Annotated in this window: 14 protein-coding genes; 11 read left to right on the top strand and 3 right to left on the bottom strand. The window is 43.0% G+C overall.

Features of this window, described 5'->3' with window-relative positions; genetic code table 11:
* Window positions 1–286: 286 nt before the first annotated feature.
* Entirely contained in the window at window positions 287–1405 is a 1119-nt protein-coding gene (locus FXV91_RS16755) for an AAA family ATPase (RefSeq protein ID WP_229391823.1), read from the top strand.
* Between the two features lie 391 nt (window positions 1406–1796).
* Window positions 1797–2057 carry a hypothetical protein gene (locus FXV91_RS16760; protein WP_229391824.1) on the top strand — a complete coding sequence of 87 codons (261 nt, stop codon included), beginning with the start codon at window positions 1797–1799 and terminating at the stop codon, window positions 2055–2057.
* A 149-nt stretch (window positions 2058–2206) separates the two neighbouring features.
* On the opposite strand, the gene rnz is transcribed toward FXV91_RS16760, so the two are convergent.
* Window positions 2207–3124, bottom strand: a complete 918-nt coding sequence (gene rnz / locus FXV91_RS16765) for a ribonuclease Z (protein ID WP_229391825.1) — start codon at window positions 3122–3124, stop codon at window positions 2207–2209.
* Between the two features lie 609 nt (window positions 3125–3733).
* Here rnz and cobA point away from each other — a divergent pair.
* The 9 genes from cobA (at window position 3734) to FXV91_RS16810 (ending at window position 14242) form a co-directional block, all read left to right on the top strand.
* Window positions 3734–4501 carry a uroporphyrinogen-III C-methyltransferase gene (gene cobA / locus FXV91_RS16770; protein ID WP_229391826.1) on the top strand — a complete coding sequence of 256 codons (768 nt, stop codon included), beginning with the start codon at window positions 3734–3736 and terminating at the stop codon, window positions 4499–4501.
* A 27-nt stretch (window positions 4502–4528) separates the two neighbouring features.
* Entirely contained in the window at window positions 4529–5320 is a 792-nt protein-coding gene (locus FXV91_RS16775; protein WP_229391827.1) for a uroporphyrinogen-III synthase, read from the top strand.
* A 253-nt stretch (window positions 5321–5573) separates the two neighbouring features.
* Window positions 5574–6773: a 12,18-didecarboxysiroheme deacetylase gene (gene ahbC / locus FXV91_RS16780; RefSeq protein WP_229391828.1), complete on the top strand. Its 1200-nt coding sequence runs from the start codon at window positions 5574–5576 to the stop codon at window positions 6771–6773.
* 434 nt (window positions 6774–7207) lie between these two features.
* Entirely contained in the window at window positions 7208–7348 is a 141-nt protein-coding gene (locus FXV91_RS16785; RefSeq protein WP_229391829.1) for a hypothetical protein, read from the top strand.
* 75 nt (window positions 7349–7423) lie between these two features.
* On the top strand, window positions 7424–8101 hold the full coding sequence (locus FXV91_RS16790) for a molybdopterin-dependent oxidoreductase (RefSeq protein ID WP_229391830.1): 678 nt from the start codon (window positions 7424–7426) through the stop codon (window positions 8099–8101).
* Window positions 8102–8453: 352 nt separating this feature from the next.
* Window positions 8454–9404, top strand: coding sequence for a phosphotransferase (locus FXV91_RS16795; protein ID WP_229391831.1), 951 nt, complete (start codon window positions 8454–8456; stop codon window positions 9402–9404).
* Between the two features lie 215 nt (window positions 9405–9619).
* Window positions 9620–10330 (top strand): HAD family hydrolase, encoded by a 711-nt coding sequence (locus FXV91_RS16800; protein WP_229391882.1) that lies wholly within the window; start codon window positions 9620–9622, stop codon window positions 10328–10330.
* 310 nt (window positions 10331–10640) lie between these two features.
* Complete coding sequence (locus tag FXV91_RS16805; RefSeq protein WP_229391832.1) at window positions 10641–11294, top strand: HAD family hydrolase; 654 nt, start codon at window positions 10641–10643, stop codon at window positions 11292–11294.
* Window positions 11295–11632: 338 nt separating this feature from the next.
* Window positions 11633–14242 carry a valine--tRNA ligase gene (locus FXV91_RS16810; protein WP_229391833.1) on the top strand — a complete coding sequence of 870 codons (2610 nt, stop codon included), beginning with the start codon at window positions 11633–11635 and terminating at the stop codon, window positions 14240–14242.
* Between the two features lie 828 nt (window positions 14243–15070).
* Here the strand turns inward: FXV91_RS16810 and FXV91_RS16815 are convergent.
* Together FXV91_RS16815 and FXV91_RS16820 are read right to left on the bottom strand one after the other, a co-directional pair.
* Entirely contained in the window at window positions 15071–15250 is a 180-nt protein-coding gene (locus tag FXV91_RS16815; RefSeq protein WP_229391834.1) for a hypothetical protein, read from the bottom strand.
* Window positions 15251–15425: 175 nt separating this feature from the next.
* On the bottom strand, window positions 15426–16394 hold the full coding sequence (locus FXV91_RS16820; protein ID WP_229391835.1) for a hypothetical protein: 969 nt from the start codon (window positions 16392–16394) through the stop codon (window positions 15426–15428).
* Window position 16395 lies beyond the last annotated feature (1 nt).

The raw sequence follows: 16395 nt of genomic DNA on the forward strand, positions 1-16395 counted from the left end.
TACATCCTTGAGATGTTCTTCAGAAAATACATATCTGTACATTAAGTATCTGAATATATAATGGTTACCTGAAATTGAATATATAAGTTACCTCAAATCCATGTAATTTACTTACAGATAAACGACTGGAAATAATATCCAGAAAAAGTGATTTCAGGAAATTGGTTTTTTTCTACTGAGTCAGATAAGGCTTTCGCAATCGAATCTCAAGACTGGCTCATGGGTTAATTTTATTAGCTCTTCAGGTTACTATAGGGTATAGAAAAGTATTCGAGTTGATAACAAAGTGCGACCGGTCTCACAAAGAGTGAACGCGAAAAAGACTCACGAGAGCAATACCGAGTTCGGGAAATCAACATCCGAACTTATCATCCTGAAGCCTGAAGGATATCCTCTAAGCGGCATGATGGAAGAATATCCTGTCATTGAAAACAGGGATGTTTTTGAATTCTATGCACGGGAACAGTGGAACGGATATGTTGCCCGCAAAGGAGATTATCTTTTTGACAGGAGAATGTTCCCTGACTTTGCATACCGCATTATAGATGTGGAACCTGCAGAATCCATAATAGGAAACTCAACATCCATTATCGTAACCGAAGAAGAAAATGGAATTTCTTCCTCTGCAGAGATAAAAGGAGATGTTAGATTTGAAGATGTAATAGGGCAGGAACTTGCAAAACAGAAGTGCAGACTGATCGAACGCTTTCTGGAAGAGCCTGAGCGTTTCGGGAAATGGGCGCCAAGAAATATTCTGTTCTTCGGACCCTCAGGCACTGGAAAAACCATGCTTGCAAAAGCCCTTGCAAACAAGACCGACGTGCCAATCATTCCGGTCAAGGCTACCCAGCTAATAGGGGAATATGTAGGGGACGGAGCCCGTCAGATCCACCAGCTCTATGACAGGGCAGAAGAGATGTCACCCTGTATAATCTTCATTGACGAACTTGATGCCATAGCTCTCGACAGGAGATTTCAGGAGCTAAGAGGAGATGTAAGTGAAATCGTAAATGCTCTTCTAACAGAAATGGACGGGATAGTTGAACGTGACGGAGTCTGTACCATCTGCTCGACAAACCGTATCAATTCCCTGGACTCTGCTGTAAGAAGCAGGTTCGAAGAGGAGATTGAATTTGTCCTTCCTGGAGAAGAAGAAATTGTTCATATACTGAGATCAAACGTGAAGACCTTCCCTCTGCAGGTAGAAGAATGTGACTTTGAGGCACTTGCGAAGAAGGCTAAAGGGCTTTCAGGCAGGGATATTGTCGAAAAAATCCTTAAAACCGCCCTGCATCAGGCAATTATTGAAGACAGAGAAACCGTCGCTGTCAAAGACTTTGAAAAAGCCCTTGCAAAATTGGGCAGGAAAGATTTCACTCCGGACCCAACCCATCTATATGTATAAACCGAAAGAGAAAGTGCCTTTTATCCCTTTCCTTGAGATATTTGCAGCACCTCTCTTATGCATCATTTCGTTAATGCAATACAGTTAATTCAATATTCATTGATGCGGTATTCGTTAATGAGATGCTTTATTTTCGACTGCTTTTGCAATTTTTCCCCATATAGATTAATTTTTCTGTCTAAGGAAACTTTTTTCCAGATTCTTACCATTTATATGAAGAATTTAAAAATTTGATAGGAGGGCTTCCTGTTAAGAGAATTTTTCCGTTAAAGAGGGTTCCCTGTTAAAGCCTCTGGGATAGTTTTATGTATAGAAATCATTATTCTTTATCAGAAGTCATATTTAAACAAGGTCTTAACCAGACCTGAAACAAGATTTAAAAGGGATTCTCATGAATGAAATACGTGAAGTCGACCGCTTTGAATGCAGCATTATAAACGTAATCCAGAACCTGGCCTGGAAAGGTGTGACAGTTGAGGAAAAAGACACCAAGGGGAGGGTATACTTCGGAAGAGTTAACGGTGAAATTGAAATCAACCCTGGAGATACTTTCTATTTAGGTATCAAGCAAATATATGAAATAGAAGACAAGACCATGAGGGTTACACTCTACGACGCTAAAAACAAAGCACTGGACTGGACACTTGTCTGAACAACCCGATTATACTGGATAAGGATTCTTTCTGCAGGTTTGTTTCCTGTAAAGAAGTTTAATCTAATTTTTAAACCTTGCTTTTAAGGGAAACTTCAAACCTTCCGCAAAAAGGCCTATCCGGCATCTGAAGGCTCAATCAAGTATGTTCAATCAGGTCTGTATGGTACTTCAAGTTCCATCAGGTCTTCAGCTACAACAACATTTTCAAAAACTTTTTTTGAATCTTTCAGAACAGGATCCGCATCATCGGTATAACGTGAACTTATGTGGGTAAGGACCAGTTTCCTGACTCCGGCTTCTTTTGCAAGAGCTGCAACCTCTCCGGCTGTCGAATGCATGGACTCCTCCGCCCAGTCTGCCATCTCATCGGCGAAGCTGCCGTCGTGGATTAAGAGATCAGCATCCCTGCTGGCTTCAAGAACTGCTTCACAGGGCCTGGTATCCCCGGTGTATACAATTGTCCTTCCGGGTCTCGGAATTCCCATAACTTCCTCGGGTTTTACGATCTTTCCGTTCACTTCCACAGGATTACCCCTCTGCAGTTTCGCAAAAAGGGGGCCTGGAGGAACTCCAAGCCCGACTGCCTTTTCCCTGTTAAAACGTCCGGGGCGAGGATTTTCAATAAGGGCATAGCCAAGGCTCGGAATGCTGTGTTCGGTCTTCAGTGCCCGGACCACATAACCTTCCCCTTCCACGATGTCGTCAGGTCTCAGTTCGACACCCCGGATTTCGTATTTAAGATTGCAATAGCCAAGGATCTTAAAAAACTCAGTAAACTCTCTTGTCCCTTCGGGACCGTAAATTGTCAATGGCTCACTCCTGCCAAGGAAAGACATAGTTTGAATAAGGCCGGGAATTCCAAGGAAGTGGTCAGCATGGAAATGGCTGATGAAAATAGAAGATAGGCTCATCATGCCTGTCTTTGCCCTCATCATTTGCTGCTGGGTGCCTTCTCCACAGTCAAATAGGATAAGCTCCCCTTCTCTATTGACCATTACTGCTGACGGATTTCTGTTACGGGTCGGGAGGGACCCTCCAGTGCCTAGAAAAGTTATGCGAAGCATGATTTACTCACTAATTATGATGAAATATTAACTGGGAAAATGAAATTATCAGTTACAATAAACCATTAATTCTATCAGAGGTAATTAAATCGGAGGTATTTATTAATTACCAGTCGCTCTATACTCTTTGATTACATTCCCTATTACAGTCCCTATTACAGTCTCTATTACATTCCCTATTGCACTCTCTATTACACCCCATCATACTCTCTATTACACTCCCTATTGCACTCTCTATTACATTCCCTTTTTCAAGAATCAAGCCATAAACAAACGTGTAACGTACAAAATAGGCATAAGAGATATAAAATAAGCATGAGAATTAATATATAAAAGTTACGCAATAAAATTGTATAAAGATAGTACATTATTTATTATAAAAGCTCTTTAAACTCTACAGATTTACATTTCTATCAAACCTCTCCTTCTTAGAAGATGGATTTCCCCTTCAGAAGAAACTATCCTGTTATGGAATTTCTCCATTCAGGTATCAGCTCATCTATCAGGATGTGAAGGAAAGGGACTGAAGGATAAAGAGAACTATTTAAGATAAGTTAGAGAGAATTATTTATCAACAATTGTAAAGGAAAAAAAAGGAACCGTCGTCACATGTCAGGAAATTACGGAAAAGTTTATCTTGTGGGTTCTGGTCCAGGCGATCCTGAGCTCCTTACCCTGAAAGCCCGCCGGCTGATTGACAGTGCTGAAGTCGTGATTTACGATCAGCTTCCGGGAAAAGTAATTCTGGACTCAATGCCGGAAACTGCAGAGAAGATCGATGTGGGGAAGTACGCGGGCAACCACACAATGACCCAGTCCGAAATCAACGAAGTGCTTGTGCAGAAAGCAAAGGAAGGAAAGATGGTAGTCCGGCTGAAAGGAGGGGATCCATATGTATTCGGAAGAGGAGGAGAAGAAGCCGAGGTGCTTGTAGCAGAAGGTATTGAATTCGAAGTCGTGCCCGGGATCACCGCGGCAATTGCAGTGCCTGCATATGCCGGAATTCCTGTAACCCACAGGGAAAGCACGTCGATGGTCACCTTTATAACAGGACACGAGGACCCCACAAAGGAGGAGAGCGGACTGGACTGGGAGACCCTGGCAAAGTTTAACGGAACCATTGTAATTTTTATGGGCGTTAAAATGCTCGGGCGAAATACCGAAGAGCTCATGAAGTATGGCAAAGACCCAAAAACCCCAGTTGCAGTCATAGAGAAAGGTACTCGGCCTGACCAGCGGGTAACCGTGGGAACCCTTGAAAACATCGCTGACCTGGCAGAAGAACGAAAAGTAAAAGCCCCTGCCATTACGGTTGTAGGAGATGTAGTCCGGCTGCACGATATCCTCGGAGAACAGCTGACTGGAGTGGAGTTTTAACCCGCTGAAAGGACAGGAGAAAGGAATATGGCAGAAAATAAAATTCCCGTGCTTGCAATCATGAGGCCTGACAGTTACAGGGAAAAGTCCGAGGCAATTGCCAGAGACTGCGGTTTTGAGCCCATTTATGCCCCCATGATAAAGCTTGAAGGCATAAAAGACGAGGGTTTCGAGCCTTTTGTACAGAGGGTCATTAACGGGACTTCAGATTACGTTGTTTTTACAAGCGCAAACGGGATAACTTTTACACTGGACAAGCTCACGGAAACCGAAAAGGAAAACTTTATTTCGTCCCTCAAAAAGTGCAGAGTAATAGCAATCGGCCCCAACACAGAAAAAGAGCTTATAAAAATAGGAATTGAAAACTCCTTCCTGCCTGCAGACTACAGTTCCGAAGGAATCGTAGAAGCTCTCTGCCCCGAAGTAAAAGGGAAAACAGTCGACCTTGCAAGGAGCGCTTTTGGGGCAAAAGTCTTAATAGAAGGGCTTGAAAAATGCGGAGCAACAGTCTATGAGACTCATGTGTACACCCTTAGCATTCCTGAAGGTGCAGCCCAGAAAGAGCTCATAGAACGCACCCTCGCAGGAGAAATTGATGCCTTCGCTTTTACAAGCTCGATGATGGTCAGAGGCTTTATGAGACATGCGGAAAAGTTGGGAGCAGGAGAGACTATAAAAGAGACTCTTAGCAGGGCTATTGTAGGCGCAATTGGGACCCCTACGGGAAATACCCTGAAAAAACACGGAGTCAATGCGAATGTAATCCCTGATGAGTTTACCTTCGATGCTCTGATAAAGGCTATGAAGAAGGAGCTATGAAAACCAGCTATGAAAAACCAGCTATGAAGAAGGTCATGCCGAGAGTTTATAAGAAAGAGTTACATAAGACAGAATCGGCTGGAAGTATGCTCAGAACCTTTAAAACCTTTCTCGGTAAACCTGTCTGAAGTTTAACTCAAGCCGTTTTTTTGAACCGGCAAGATAAAGGTGTGCTAAAAAGATTGCTCCTTAAAAGCCGGTTCAAAAAACAATACTTAAAATTGCGGAAAACAATCTTAAATTAACGATCGATATGATAGGAATTTCAAAACTTTACTGCGGAACCGTGGAACCCTCTGACGCCCTTCGCTATGGAAGGGACTCAAAGAGGCTTCCCTCTCACCTTCTGCAGTTTTCAAAAGACAAAAAACCGGTAGTAGTCTGGAACATGACCCGCAGATGCAACCTTAAATGCGTTCACTGCTATGCCCAGGCAAAAGACATGGAGTTCAAAGACGAACTTTCTACCGAAGAAGGAAAAGCCCTTATCGATGACCTTGCAGCATTTGGATCTCCGGTTATGCTTTTCTCCGGGGGCGAGCCCACAATGCGAAAAGACCTGCCTGAGCTTGCAGCCTATGCCAGAGAGAAAGGGATGAGGGCTGTAATCTCAACAAACGGGACTCTCATCGATAAAGAGCTGGCAAGAAAGTTAAAAGAGGTCGGGCTTTCTTACGTAGGAATCTCCCTTGACGGCGTAAAAGAAACTAACGACAGGTTCAGGGGAATGCAGGGGGCATTCGATGCAGCCCTAAGGGGCTTGCATAACTGCCAGGAAGAAGGCATAAAGGTGGGCTTGCGTTTTACCATCAACAAGCAAAACGTCAGGGACATACCTGCAATCTTTGACCTCCTTGAGAAAGAAAAGATCCCAAGGATATGCTTTTATCACCTTGTCTATGCAGGCAGAGGCTCGAAGATGGTAGACGAAGACCTCTCCCTCGAAGAGTCCAGGCAGGCTGTGGACCTGATTATGGAAAGGACGAAGGAACTGCACGAAAAAGGTTTCCCTGCCGAAGTCCTTACCGTGGACAACCACTGTGACGGCCCCTACATCTACCTGAAAATGCTGAAAGAAAACCCGGAAAGGGCTGCCGAAATTTTCGAGCTCCTTTCCATGAACCAGGGCAATTCTTCAGGAATAGGAATCGGATGCGTTTCCTGGGACGGCTCTGTTCATGCAGACCAGTTCTGGAGACATTACTCCTTCGGAAATGTACGGGAAAGGCCCTTCAGTGAAATCTGGACCGACCTAAGTGATGAACTGATGGCCGGACTCAAGTACAGAAAACCCCTCATCCAGGCCCACGGAGACCGTTGTGCAAAGTGCAAATGGTTCGATGTATGCAACGGAAACTTCAGAGTTCGAGCCGAAGCCATTTACGGGGATGTTTGGGCAGATGACCCAGCCTGTTACCTCACAAAAGAAGAAATCGGATATGACGAGGCCTGAAATCTTTCAGGCCCTTTTTTACTTTTGGATTTTACTTTTAGCCTTTTTTACCAGCTTATTTTACCTGTGAATTTATTTATAGACTGAAATAAGCGTTTTTTAGAGAGCGTCCAATTCTATTTTGTTTGCACCCGCCCGGCCTTTCCTATCCCTTTTATTTTTCGAGTCTCTACCGGTTACAGAGTAGATATTTTGGAGTCGTAATCCCGGTAGAGCCAGCTTTTTCGTTTATAATACTGTACACAGGCTGACTTAAACGGCACGAGGTGCTGAAAGAATAATTCGAGGATCCAACCATCTTTGCTGGAATAACTCTTCCCGATTCCTTGAGACAACAAACATTAAATTTCTCTCCTTTTTTGCGGGAAAGACCGCTCTCCTGCATCGAGCAGCTGTACCAATATTTTTAAATTAGTCCTCTTGAGCGAAACGAAGTGGAGCGAAAAGGACGCGTACTCCCGAGGCGCAATTCGGGCGAGACGCAATTCGGGCGAGACGCAATTCGGGCGAGACGCAATTCGGGCGAGGCGCAATTCGGGCGCGACAGGAACGCTAGAAATTTTTTTTATAAATAATGATTTATTCATGTCGAATGCATATTTTTAGGAAAGAGCATTTAAGGAAAAGATTTGGGGAGGCAGGTTAAATACATGAAACAAATCCATTTACTCCTGATTATTTCAGTTGCTTTTACAGTCTTTCTTACAGCCTTTTCAGGCTGCGTATCCGACAGGGAAAGAACAGTAATCTATGATAACGAGACAGAAACTCTTTCGTACCAGGGCGAACAGTTAACTCCTATCGCACAGCAGCGCAACAATGCTATCAGAGGCACTCAGTATATTGATAGGGAGAGTTACAGGCTTCAGGTTGACGGGCTTGTGGAGAACCCCAGGAATTTTACGTATGAAGAAATAACCGGGTTACCTCAAACTTCGAAAGTTATTGACCTCAACTGTGTGGAAGGCTGGAGCTTTAATGCAAAATGGACGGGAGTAGAGATAGCTGAGATCTTTGAAGAAACAGGAGTTATGGAAAATGCAACAACCGTTATTTTTTACAGCACTGACGGGTATTCCACTTCTCTTGATAAAGACTATCTATTAGAAAACGACATCATACTTGCATATAAACTAAATGACGTAACCCTGCCGCCTGAAAGAGGTTTCCCTCTGCAGCTTGTAGCTGAAGACAAGTATGGGTACAAATGGGCGAAATGGATAGTAAGGATCGAACTCAGTGACTCGCCTTATAGAGGGTATTGGGAAGAACGCGGGTACAATAACATAGCTGATGTCGGCGGGCCTGCTTTTGAAAGGCGGAGATAAAAGCCCACACGGAACACCAATAATAATATAAGATACCCAGGCTATAGTATACTCTTGTCAGTATTGAAGAATCAAAATCAGAGAATCAAATCCTTAGCTACGTTTGATTATCACAGGATTTGATTATAACTACCTTTTACTAATTATCTTTCATGATAACTAAGTTTCATGAACACTCTAAATTTTAGAGTAGGTCTAAATTTCGTTATTGGCTTAAGTTTCATAACCAGAATTCACTGCAATACTCTTGAAATTAAGAGATATAGCCGTTTAAGTAAGAGATTTAAAAGAAATAGATCTGCGAGGCAAAGCATTGTTGAGATTGTTTCTGGAAAAATGGGGGTAATTTGAAGTGGCAAATCGCCATGTTAATACTTTAAACCCTGGAGACCCATTCAGGGACTGGCTTGTAGAAGAAGTTGTTGGAAATAGAATTCGCGATAAACAGTGCTATGTAAAAGTTTTTAAGTACAATTCATCTCACACCGTCTGCAGGTACCAGTTCAAAGGAGAGCATTTCAGCGTAATGGCAAAATTTTTTGCCGAACCTACAGGGAAGCTGAAAGCATATAACTCTTATAAAGGCATGATGAACGAGTACCGGAACCTGAAGAAAGCAGCTTCGATAATAAATGTTGCAAAGCCCCTTGCAGTAAATAAAGATTTTAATTGTGTCCTTGTTACCGAACACATACCCGGAAAATCTCTTAGCTGGCACCTTAAACGCGAAGAGAACCTTTATGAGAAACTTGCTGCGGTGGCTCACATGCTCAGGCAGCTGCATGATAATACACAGTCTTCCTACAACAAAGAAAACGAGTTCAGAAACTATCACGACGTTCTGGACCACCTGAAGCTTGACTATGACACGAGAGAGGCTTTCAACAAACTCCTTGGGGAATGGTGGTACAGTTCCTGGCTCGACAGGGAGTACGGCTGTATGGTCCACAGGGATGTTACCCCCTCCAATTATATTTTTTGCAAAGGAAAACCCTATGCACTTGATTTTGAAAGCTCCTGGTTTGAGGCACATCCTGTAAGGGACCTCGGAATTCTTACTGCAGAACTCAAGAACGAGTTTGAATTACACAAAGGTGGAGGCTGGAAAGCCGAACCGTATATAGGGAACTTTCTCTGGGAGTATAGCCACGGGGAAAAGGACTTTTTCCTAATTACCAGAATTTTGCCTTTTTTCATGGGTATAGGGCTGCTCCGTTCGGCAAGGCTCCACCAGGGCGATTACAGGAATTATCTGATAAGAGAAGCACGTGAATGTTTAGGTGCAATTAATAGAGGGAATTAAGGAAGTAAAAGGGATTAAGGAACAGAAGGAATTAAGAAAATAAAGGGAATTAAGGAAATAAAGAGAATTAAGGAAATAAAGAGAATTAAGGAAATAAAGAGAATTAAGGAAATAAAGAGAATTAAGGAAATAGAGAGAATTAAAAAAGTCACTAAGGGGATACGGGAGGCAAGAATATTTCCAGGAACCATGAATCGGAAGCAGGTAAGGACACTATAGCCATTCTGGGCGATCCTGCCGGAGCAGGGGAAGATGTATTTGAAAGCTGCCAGATAAAGGGGGTTATTTTTGACTGCTACCAGACGCTTATTGATATCCACACAGAAGAACACAGGATCGAGACTTATGAGACTGTAAGCGCATGGCTTGCCTACCATGGGGTAAAAATAAAGCCGGAAAAACTGTGGGATATGTACACATTTAAGGTTCACGAAAGGATGGAAGACTCAAAGGAGATATACCCTGAGATAAAGGTGGAGGATATCTTTGCCGAGATCTGCGGGGAAAACTCGATATGGAAAATCGATGAAAAACTGCTAGGAATTGAGACCTCCAGGGTCTTTCGAGCAGCCTCCATAAGGAAACTGCGTCCCTTTCCTCAGAGCGTAAAATTAATTGAGCACTGCATAAATATCCCCAAGTGTATAATCTCCAACGGGCAGAGGGTCTTTTCCGAACTGGAACTCCGGTTCCTCGGGCTCTACGACTACTTTGACTTCGTGATCTTCTCGTCAGATGTAGGGTACAAAAAACCGGATCTCAGGCTTTTCATGACCGCACTCAAGAGGATGGGACTTGAACTTGAGCCCAAGTGTGTTATGTCCCTTGGGGACTCTTACGAAAACGAAATACTTCCAGCTAGAAAGCTCGGGATGCGGGCAATGACCATTGAAGAAGCCTGGAAACATTATGGGATCACTGACTGATTTCCGTAAACCCGAGTATTTTATTTTTGTGAAGATAAATACAGACAATGAGAATTTGCGGTTCTTTTTTTAAGAGTTTTTGTTTCTGATTTTTAGAGTTTCTCTGAATAATTAGCTCCTGATTCATCAATTTTTATTTGGTACTAAAGGAATTTATATAGAAATGAGAAACTATATATTGCTATTTGTATGCAATATAGATATTGTCGTAAAGACTATATAATAAGAGATAAATCTCAATAGTAATAAAATAATAATATAGAATAATCAACAAACCTACAGAATTATAAAAATAAAGTGGAGAATCTCTATGCTCCAAAACGGAAAAATTAAAGGTTTAATCTTCGATTGCTACAAAACTCTCATCGATATCAAAACAGATGAAGGAAGTCGGGAAACAAGTAAAAGGGTAAGCAAATGGTTACTCTATCAGGGAGTGAGGATAGAACCCGACCGATTTAGGGAAGAATACAGGTGGAAAGTTATAGGCAGGCTTGGAAACTCAGGCCAACAGCACCCTGATATCCGCATAGAAGAAATTTTTGCCGAGATCTGTGCCGAAAATGCCTTTAGAGAAATCGATCCTTTCTGGCTTGGGATTGAAACTGCCAGGGTCTTCAGAACTGCGTCTTTAAAGAAACTGGAAGCTTATCCTCAGAGCCTGCGCCTGCTTGAAAAATATAGAAATATCCCCAAATGCATTGTTTCCAATGCTCAGAGGGTTTTTACGGAGCAGGAGCTTCGATTCCTTGGCCTGTACGATCGCTTTAATTTCGTAATTATGTCATCGGACCACCGTATCAAAAAACCTGACACCCGGCTTTTCAGTATGGCTCTCGATGGCCTTGGGCTTGAGCCCTGGGAAGTTCTCTCTATCGGAGACACGCCGGAAAACGATATATATCCACCTCAAAGCCTCGGGATGAATGCAATGCACATTCATAATGCATGGAAATATGCATAAGGGCATAAGAATACAGAAGAAAGCGTAAAGGAGAGGGACTGCACCATTAAATTCTTCTTTATAATTTTTACGGTTATTTATCCATTTACTCTTTTTTGTCTGCTCCTTTTTTGTTTGCCTTTAGACTAGCTGTTGTTAAACAATTATAAATATTTTCATTGCGGTTAGCCGGTTCCCCGGGCAAAAAAATGCAATCAACAAAAACTAAACATATAATCTGACAGTTCCTGCACAGTAAGAGATTTCTCTTCATCCAAAACCAGATATATTTAAATAATCGCAAGCACTCTAAAACCCAAGAAATTCTTACACTTATTTCCCAATCATGGAGTGTCTTTATGACAGAATCGGAAATTCCAAAAGAATATAATGCAAACGAGATCGAGGAAAAGTGGATGGGGAAGTGGAACCTCTCCATGTACCACTTCAACTGGGGAGAAGATACCCGCCCCCAGTATATTATTGATACTCCGCCACCCTATCCTACAGGCAATTTCCATATCGGAAACGCGCTTAACTGGTGTTACATCGACTTTATAGCCAGGTACAAACGCATGCAGGGGTATAACGTAATGTTCCCCCAGGGCTGGGACTGCCACGGTCTGCCAACGGAAGTTAAGGTTGAAGAAACTCACGGGATTACTAAAAACCAGGTCCCCAGGGCAGAGTTCCGCAGAATGTGCAGGGAGCTTACGGTAGGAAACATCGACAAGATGCGCAAAACAATGCTGCGCCTGGGCTTTTCCGTGGATTGGAGCAATGAATTCGTCACCATGGAGCCCTCATACTTCGTAAAAACACAGAAATCTTTTGTCAGGATGTACAATGGAGGGCATATCTATCACGAAGACCACCCTGTCAACTGGTGTCCCCGCTGTGAAACTGCCATTGCTTTTGCGGAAGTAGAGTATGATGCCGGGCAGACAAAACTTAATTTTGTCCACTTCGACAAGGTGGATATCGCAACTACAAGGCCAGAACTGATGGCGGCGTGTGTTGCCGTTGCCGTAAACCCGAAAGATGAACGTTACAGCCAGTATATTGGCAAGGAAATTACAGTACCCCTCTTCGGGCAAAAAGTTGCTCTGATTGCTGACGAAGCTGTTGAGCCTGGATTCGGCACAGGGGCTGTGATGATCTGTACTTTCGGGGACAAGCAGGACGTGCGCTGGTGGGTAAAGTACGGACTGCCCCTTGTAAAAGCTATCGACAAACAGGGCAAGATGACAGAAGCTGCAGGAAAGTACGAAGGCATGAGTATTACTGAATGCAGGGAAGCTGTCATTTCCGACCTCAAAGCTGCAGATTTCCTCTATGATCAGAAACCTCTTGAACAGAACGTCGGGCTCTGCTGGCGCTGTGATACCCCCATAGAAACTCTTTCCGGACCCCAGTGGTTCGTAAAAATAAACCATGAAGGTATCCTGAAAGCTGCAGACGAAATTAACTGGTACCCTGAATACATGAAGGTCAGGCTCCAGAACTGGACAGGCACAATGGAATGGGACTGGTGCATTTCCAGGCAGAGGATCTTTGCAACCCCGATCCCGATCTGGTACTGCAAAAAATGCGGGGAGGTCATGATTGCCGAAGAGAGCTGGCTCCCGATTGACCCGAATGAAAATGCACCAAAGAAAGCCTGTGCCTGCGGTTCAACCGAATTTGAGCCCGAGACAGACGTGCTGGACACCTGGATGGACTCCTCGATTACTGCCCTGCATGTCTCAGGCTGGGAAAGCGAACACGAGCTCCGCCTGCCTGCACAGATTCGCCCCCAGGGGCACGACATCATCAGGACCTGGGCTTTCTATACGATCCTGAGAAGCCTGGCTCTTGAAGGAAAGAGGCCCTGGGACTCTATAGTGGTCAATGGAATGGTGCTTGGACCTGACGGGCATAAAATGAGCAAGTCTCTCGGAAACGTTATATCTCCCGAAGAAGTGACCGCACAGCACAGTGCCGACGCTTTCAGACAGTGGGGAGCTGTTGGAGGTTCCACAGGTTCGGACGTAATGTTCCGCTGGAAAGATGTAGTTTCAGCCTCACGCTTCCTGCAGAAAATGTGGAGCATCTACCGATTCTCGATGTCCCACCTAAAGGAGTTTGAGCCTGAGAATGCTGCCAGCTTCCCTCTGGACTCTCTCCATACAATTGACAGGTGGCTCCTGAGCAAGCTTAACAGGCTTGTGGACACTGCCACAAAGGATCTTGACGGGTATCAATTTGATTCCACATTCAAGGCTATCCGCGGCTTTGCCTGGGAAATCCTTGCAGACAACTATCTGGAACTTGTAAAAGGCAGGCTTTACGGGGAAGATCCTGAGGGCAGGAGAGCAGCCCAGTATGTGCTTTACACAACAATTAAGACCCTCTCCCTTCTACTTGCTCCGTTCATACCTTTCTTTGCAGAAGAAATGTACTCAAGGTTCAGCAGTGACAGTGTACACACGAAAGCCTGGCCTGAAGTCAATGAAAGCCTGATAAGCGAAGAAGCCGAAACTGCAGGCGAAATGATCAAAGATATCACAGGCGAGGTCCGCAGATATAAATCAGACCTTGGAATGGCCCTGAACTCTCCCCTTAAAAAAGTAGAGATCTACAATGCAAGGATCGATACAGGGGATATTGCAGGTGCTACGAACTCTGAAGTGGAGGTTATGAAAGGTGCTCCTTCATTTGAGTACGTGCCTGTGGAAGTTAAACCCAACATGGGTTTTCTGGGACCGCGCTTCAGAAAAGATGCCGGAACCATCGTGAAAGCCCTTCAGGCAGAAGACCCTGCTTCAGTTGAGGCTCAGGCGGCTTCAGGCAAAATAACCGTTATCGTAAACGGAGAAAAAGTAGAACTCGAACCCGAAGCAGTCGAGATCCGGAAAGAAGTAATTTCCGGAGGCCGGGAGGTAGACGTTCTGGATGTAAAAGGCGCGGTAGTCGTTATTGTCAGGTAAGCTTTGGCACCCGAATTGCGACTCGCCCGAATTCCGCTTCGGGATCACAGGAAATCGGAGATTTTCTGGGAGTTGCACTGCAAGTGCAACAGCACGCGGTCCTTTTCGCTCCGCTTCGCTGCGCTCAAGAGGACTAATTTATAGGTTAGAGCAGTGAACTGAGCTCACTCGAACTGAGCTCACTCGAACTGAGTTACAATATATCTACCCGCATAGCCTCATAAGCTATACCGGATCTTTATTGTCACGCTCGACGATGGAGAACGGTCTTCCCCGTGAGAAAGAGGAAAAAGAAGAGAGCAGGTTAATAATAACCTGCGACTTCTTTTCCTTCTTTTTACTACTTTTCTGCTTTCCGAGCTTCTTTTTTGATGGACCGCCAGACGATCTGCAGAGGCGCTTATATTTGCTTGAATTGAAAAAGTGGGCTCCGGTTAAGAGTAACATTTATTGGTTGACAGACCCCTATCTATGTGCTAGCCGGGAAAAGAAAACTGAAAGGCTCTCTCCTGCTTCAGGTATAGATTAACCAATTAATCAGAAACCACCTGATTTTAAAAGTTCATAATGCCCAAAGAGAATTATAGAAAGAGATAGAGAAATTAGAGGAAAGAAATAGCCTTGATTTTCACGACTTTAAATTATATTTAAATCCTGAAGGCTGTGTAAGACCCTGCTTACTCAATAACTCGTAAGAGATTGAGAGTAAAGATTAAAAAAATATAAAAGTAGAAGATTTCAATTAACCTGCAATTCTGGCAAGTCTCCAATGGAATTTACAACATGGCGTTTGATTGTACAGGTATTTCGAAATCCTCAGAAATATTTTTAATTCGTTACCGATGTTTTGCCTCTTACCAGCATCAGAGAAAAAGATAAGATCAGAAGTGCTGCATAAAACATTACACCGGAATCAAATCTATTATACAGGGACAGCCAGGTGTATACGAGCATTGATCCTGAAAACACTGCTAAAACTATAAGTCCGATATATTTTGCATCTACCATTTTTCATCACTCACTTTGTGTGTTATTGTACAACTTAGTTTTGTTCTTTAAGTTTGGATCTCAGTTCAAGTACTGTAAATTTTTACCATCTTATCATAAACAGTCGAGAAATTATGATTTTGAATAGATAAACTGTTGACCAGTTATAGTTTTGAATAGATAAACTGTTGATCAGTTATGATTTTGAACCTCGCCTATATTTTCTCAGATCCCTGAGAACACATTCAAGATCGGATTTCATCAGTTTCAGATCCAGGTCTTCCCCTTTCATATCATCCATGAAATTGATCCTTTTCTCTTTCGAAACTACGATATCATTCTTTAGTGAAGCTAATAGGCTGTCACTTTCGTCACCAAACTTTATCTCCGCAGAATTGTCGTTAAACGAGAAACTATCTTCAACAGGTTCATTGTCCAGTCCCTCAATTTTAATCTCAAATTCATTTTCATTAAACATTGAATCCTTATCAAGTGATACATCGATTTCTGAAGAGATCTCACCAAAAAACGGTTCTGCCATATTAGCTTCAAGACCATTGGTTTTTAAAGTGCCTGCAGTAGACATTTTAGTTAGAAGGTCGTCATCAAAATCTAACTCGTCTTTTTTGGATTCGACTACTTGATCAAGGTTGTTAACTTTATTAGTTAAGCCAAATTTTGAGTCTGTTTCTTCTTCATCAGATAAAGAAACAAATTTTTCATTATCATGCTTATTCCTGCGAGATAAAGTGGATGAAAGAGATGAAATTTTATTGCGTAAGTTAACAAAAAGCTTCTGAATAGCATCTTTTACTTTCAGGAATATTGTTTCCACTTTTTCAAGATTATTTTTGCTGGAGTTCTTATGGATTGAATTGGATTTTTTCTGGACTGCGCTGGATTTTTTCCGGCTTGAACCGGATTTTTTCTGGGATATGCCGCCAAGTTTTTTGCTGTACTCAGAAAAATGCTTCAAGCCCTCCGATCTTAAGGTTTTTATTTTCTGGTTCAGGTCCGAAAAAAGCTTAGCCTCTTCAAAATTAAATGAGGCTCCGCCTTTACTTTTATATCTATCGTATAGAGTTGTTGTTCCCATTACAGCCAGAGTTACAAAAATACCTATGAAGACCGTAAAATTTGTTTCGTATATGGTTTTTAAATCCATA

It is taken from the genome of Methanosarcina sp. DH2, assembly GCF_020804225.1.
Taxonomy (GTDB): Archaea; Halobacteriota; Methanosarcinia; order Methanosarcinales; family Methanosarcinaceae; genus Methanosarcina.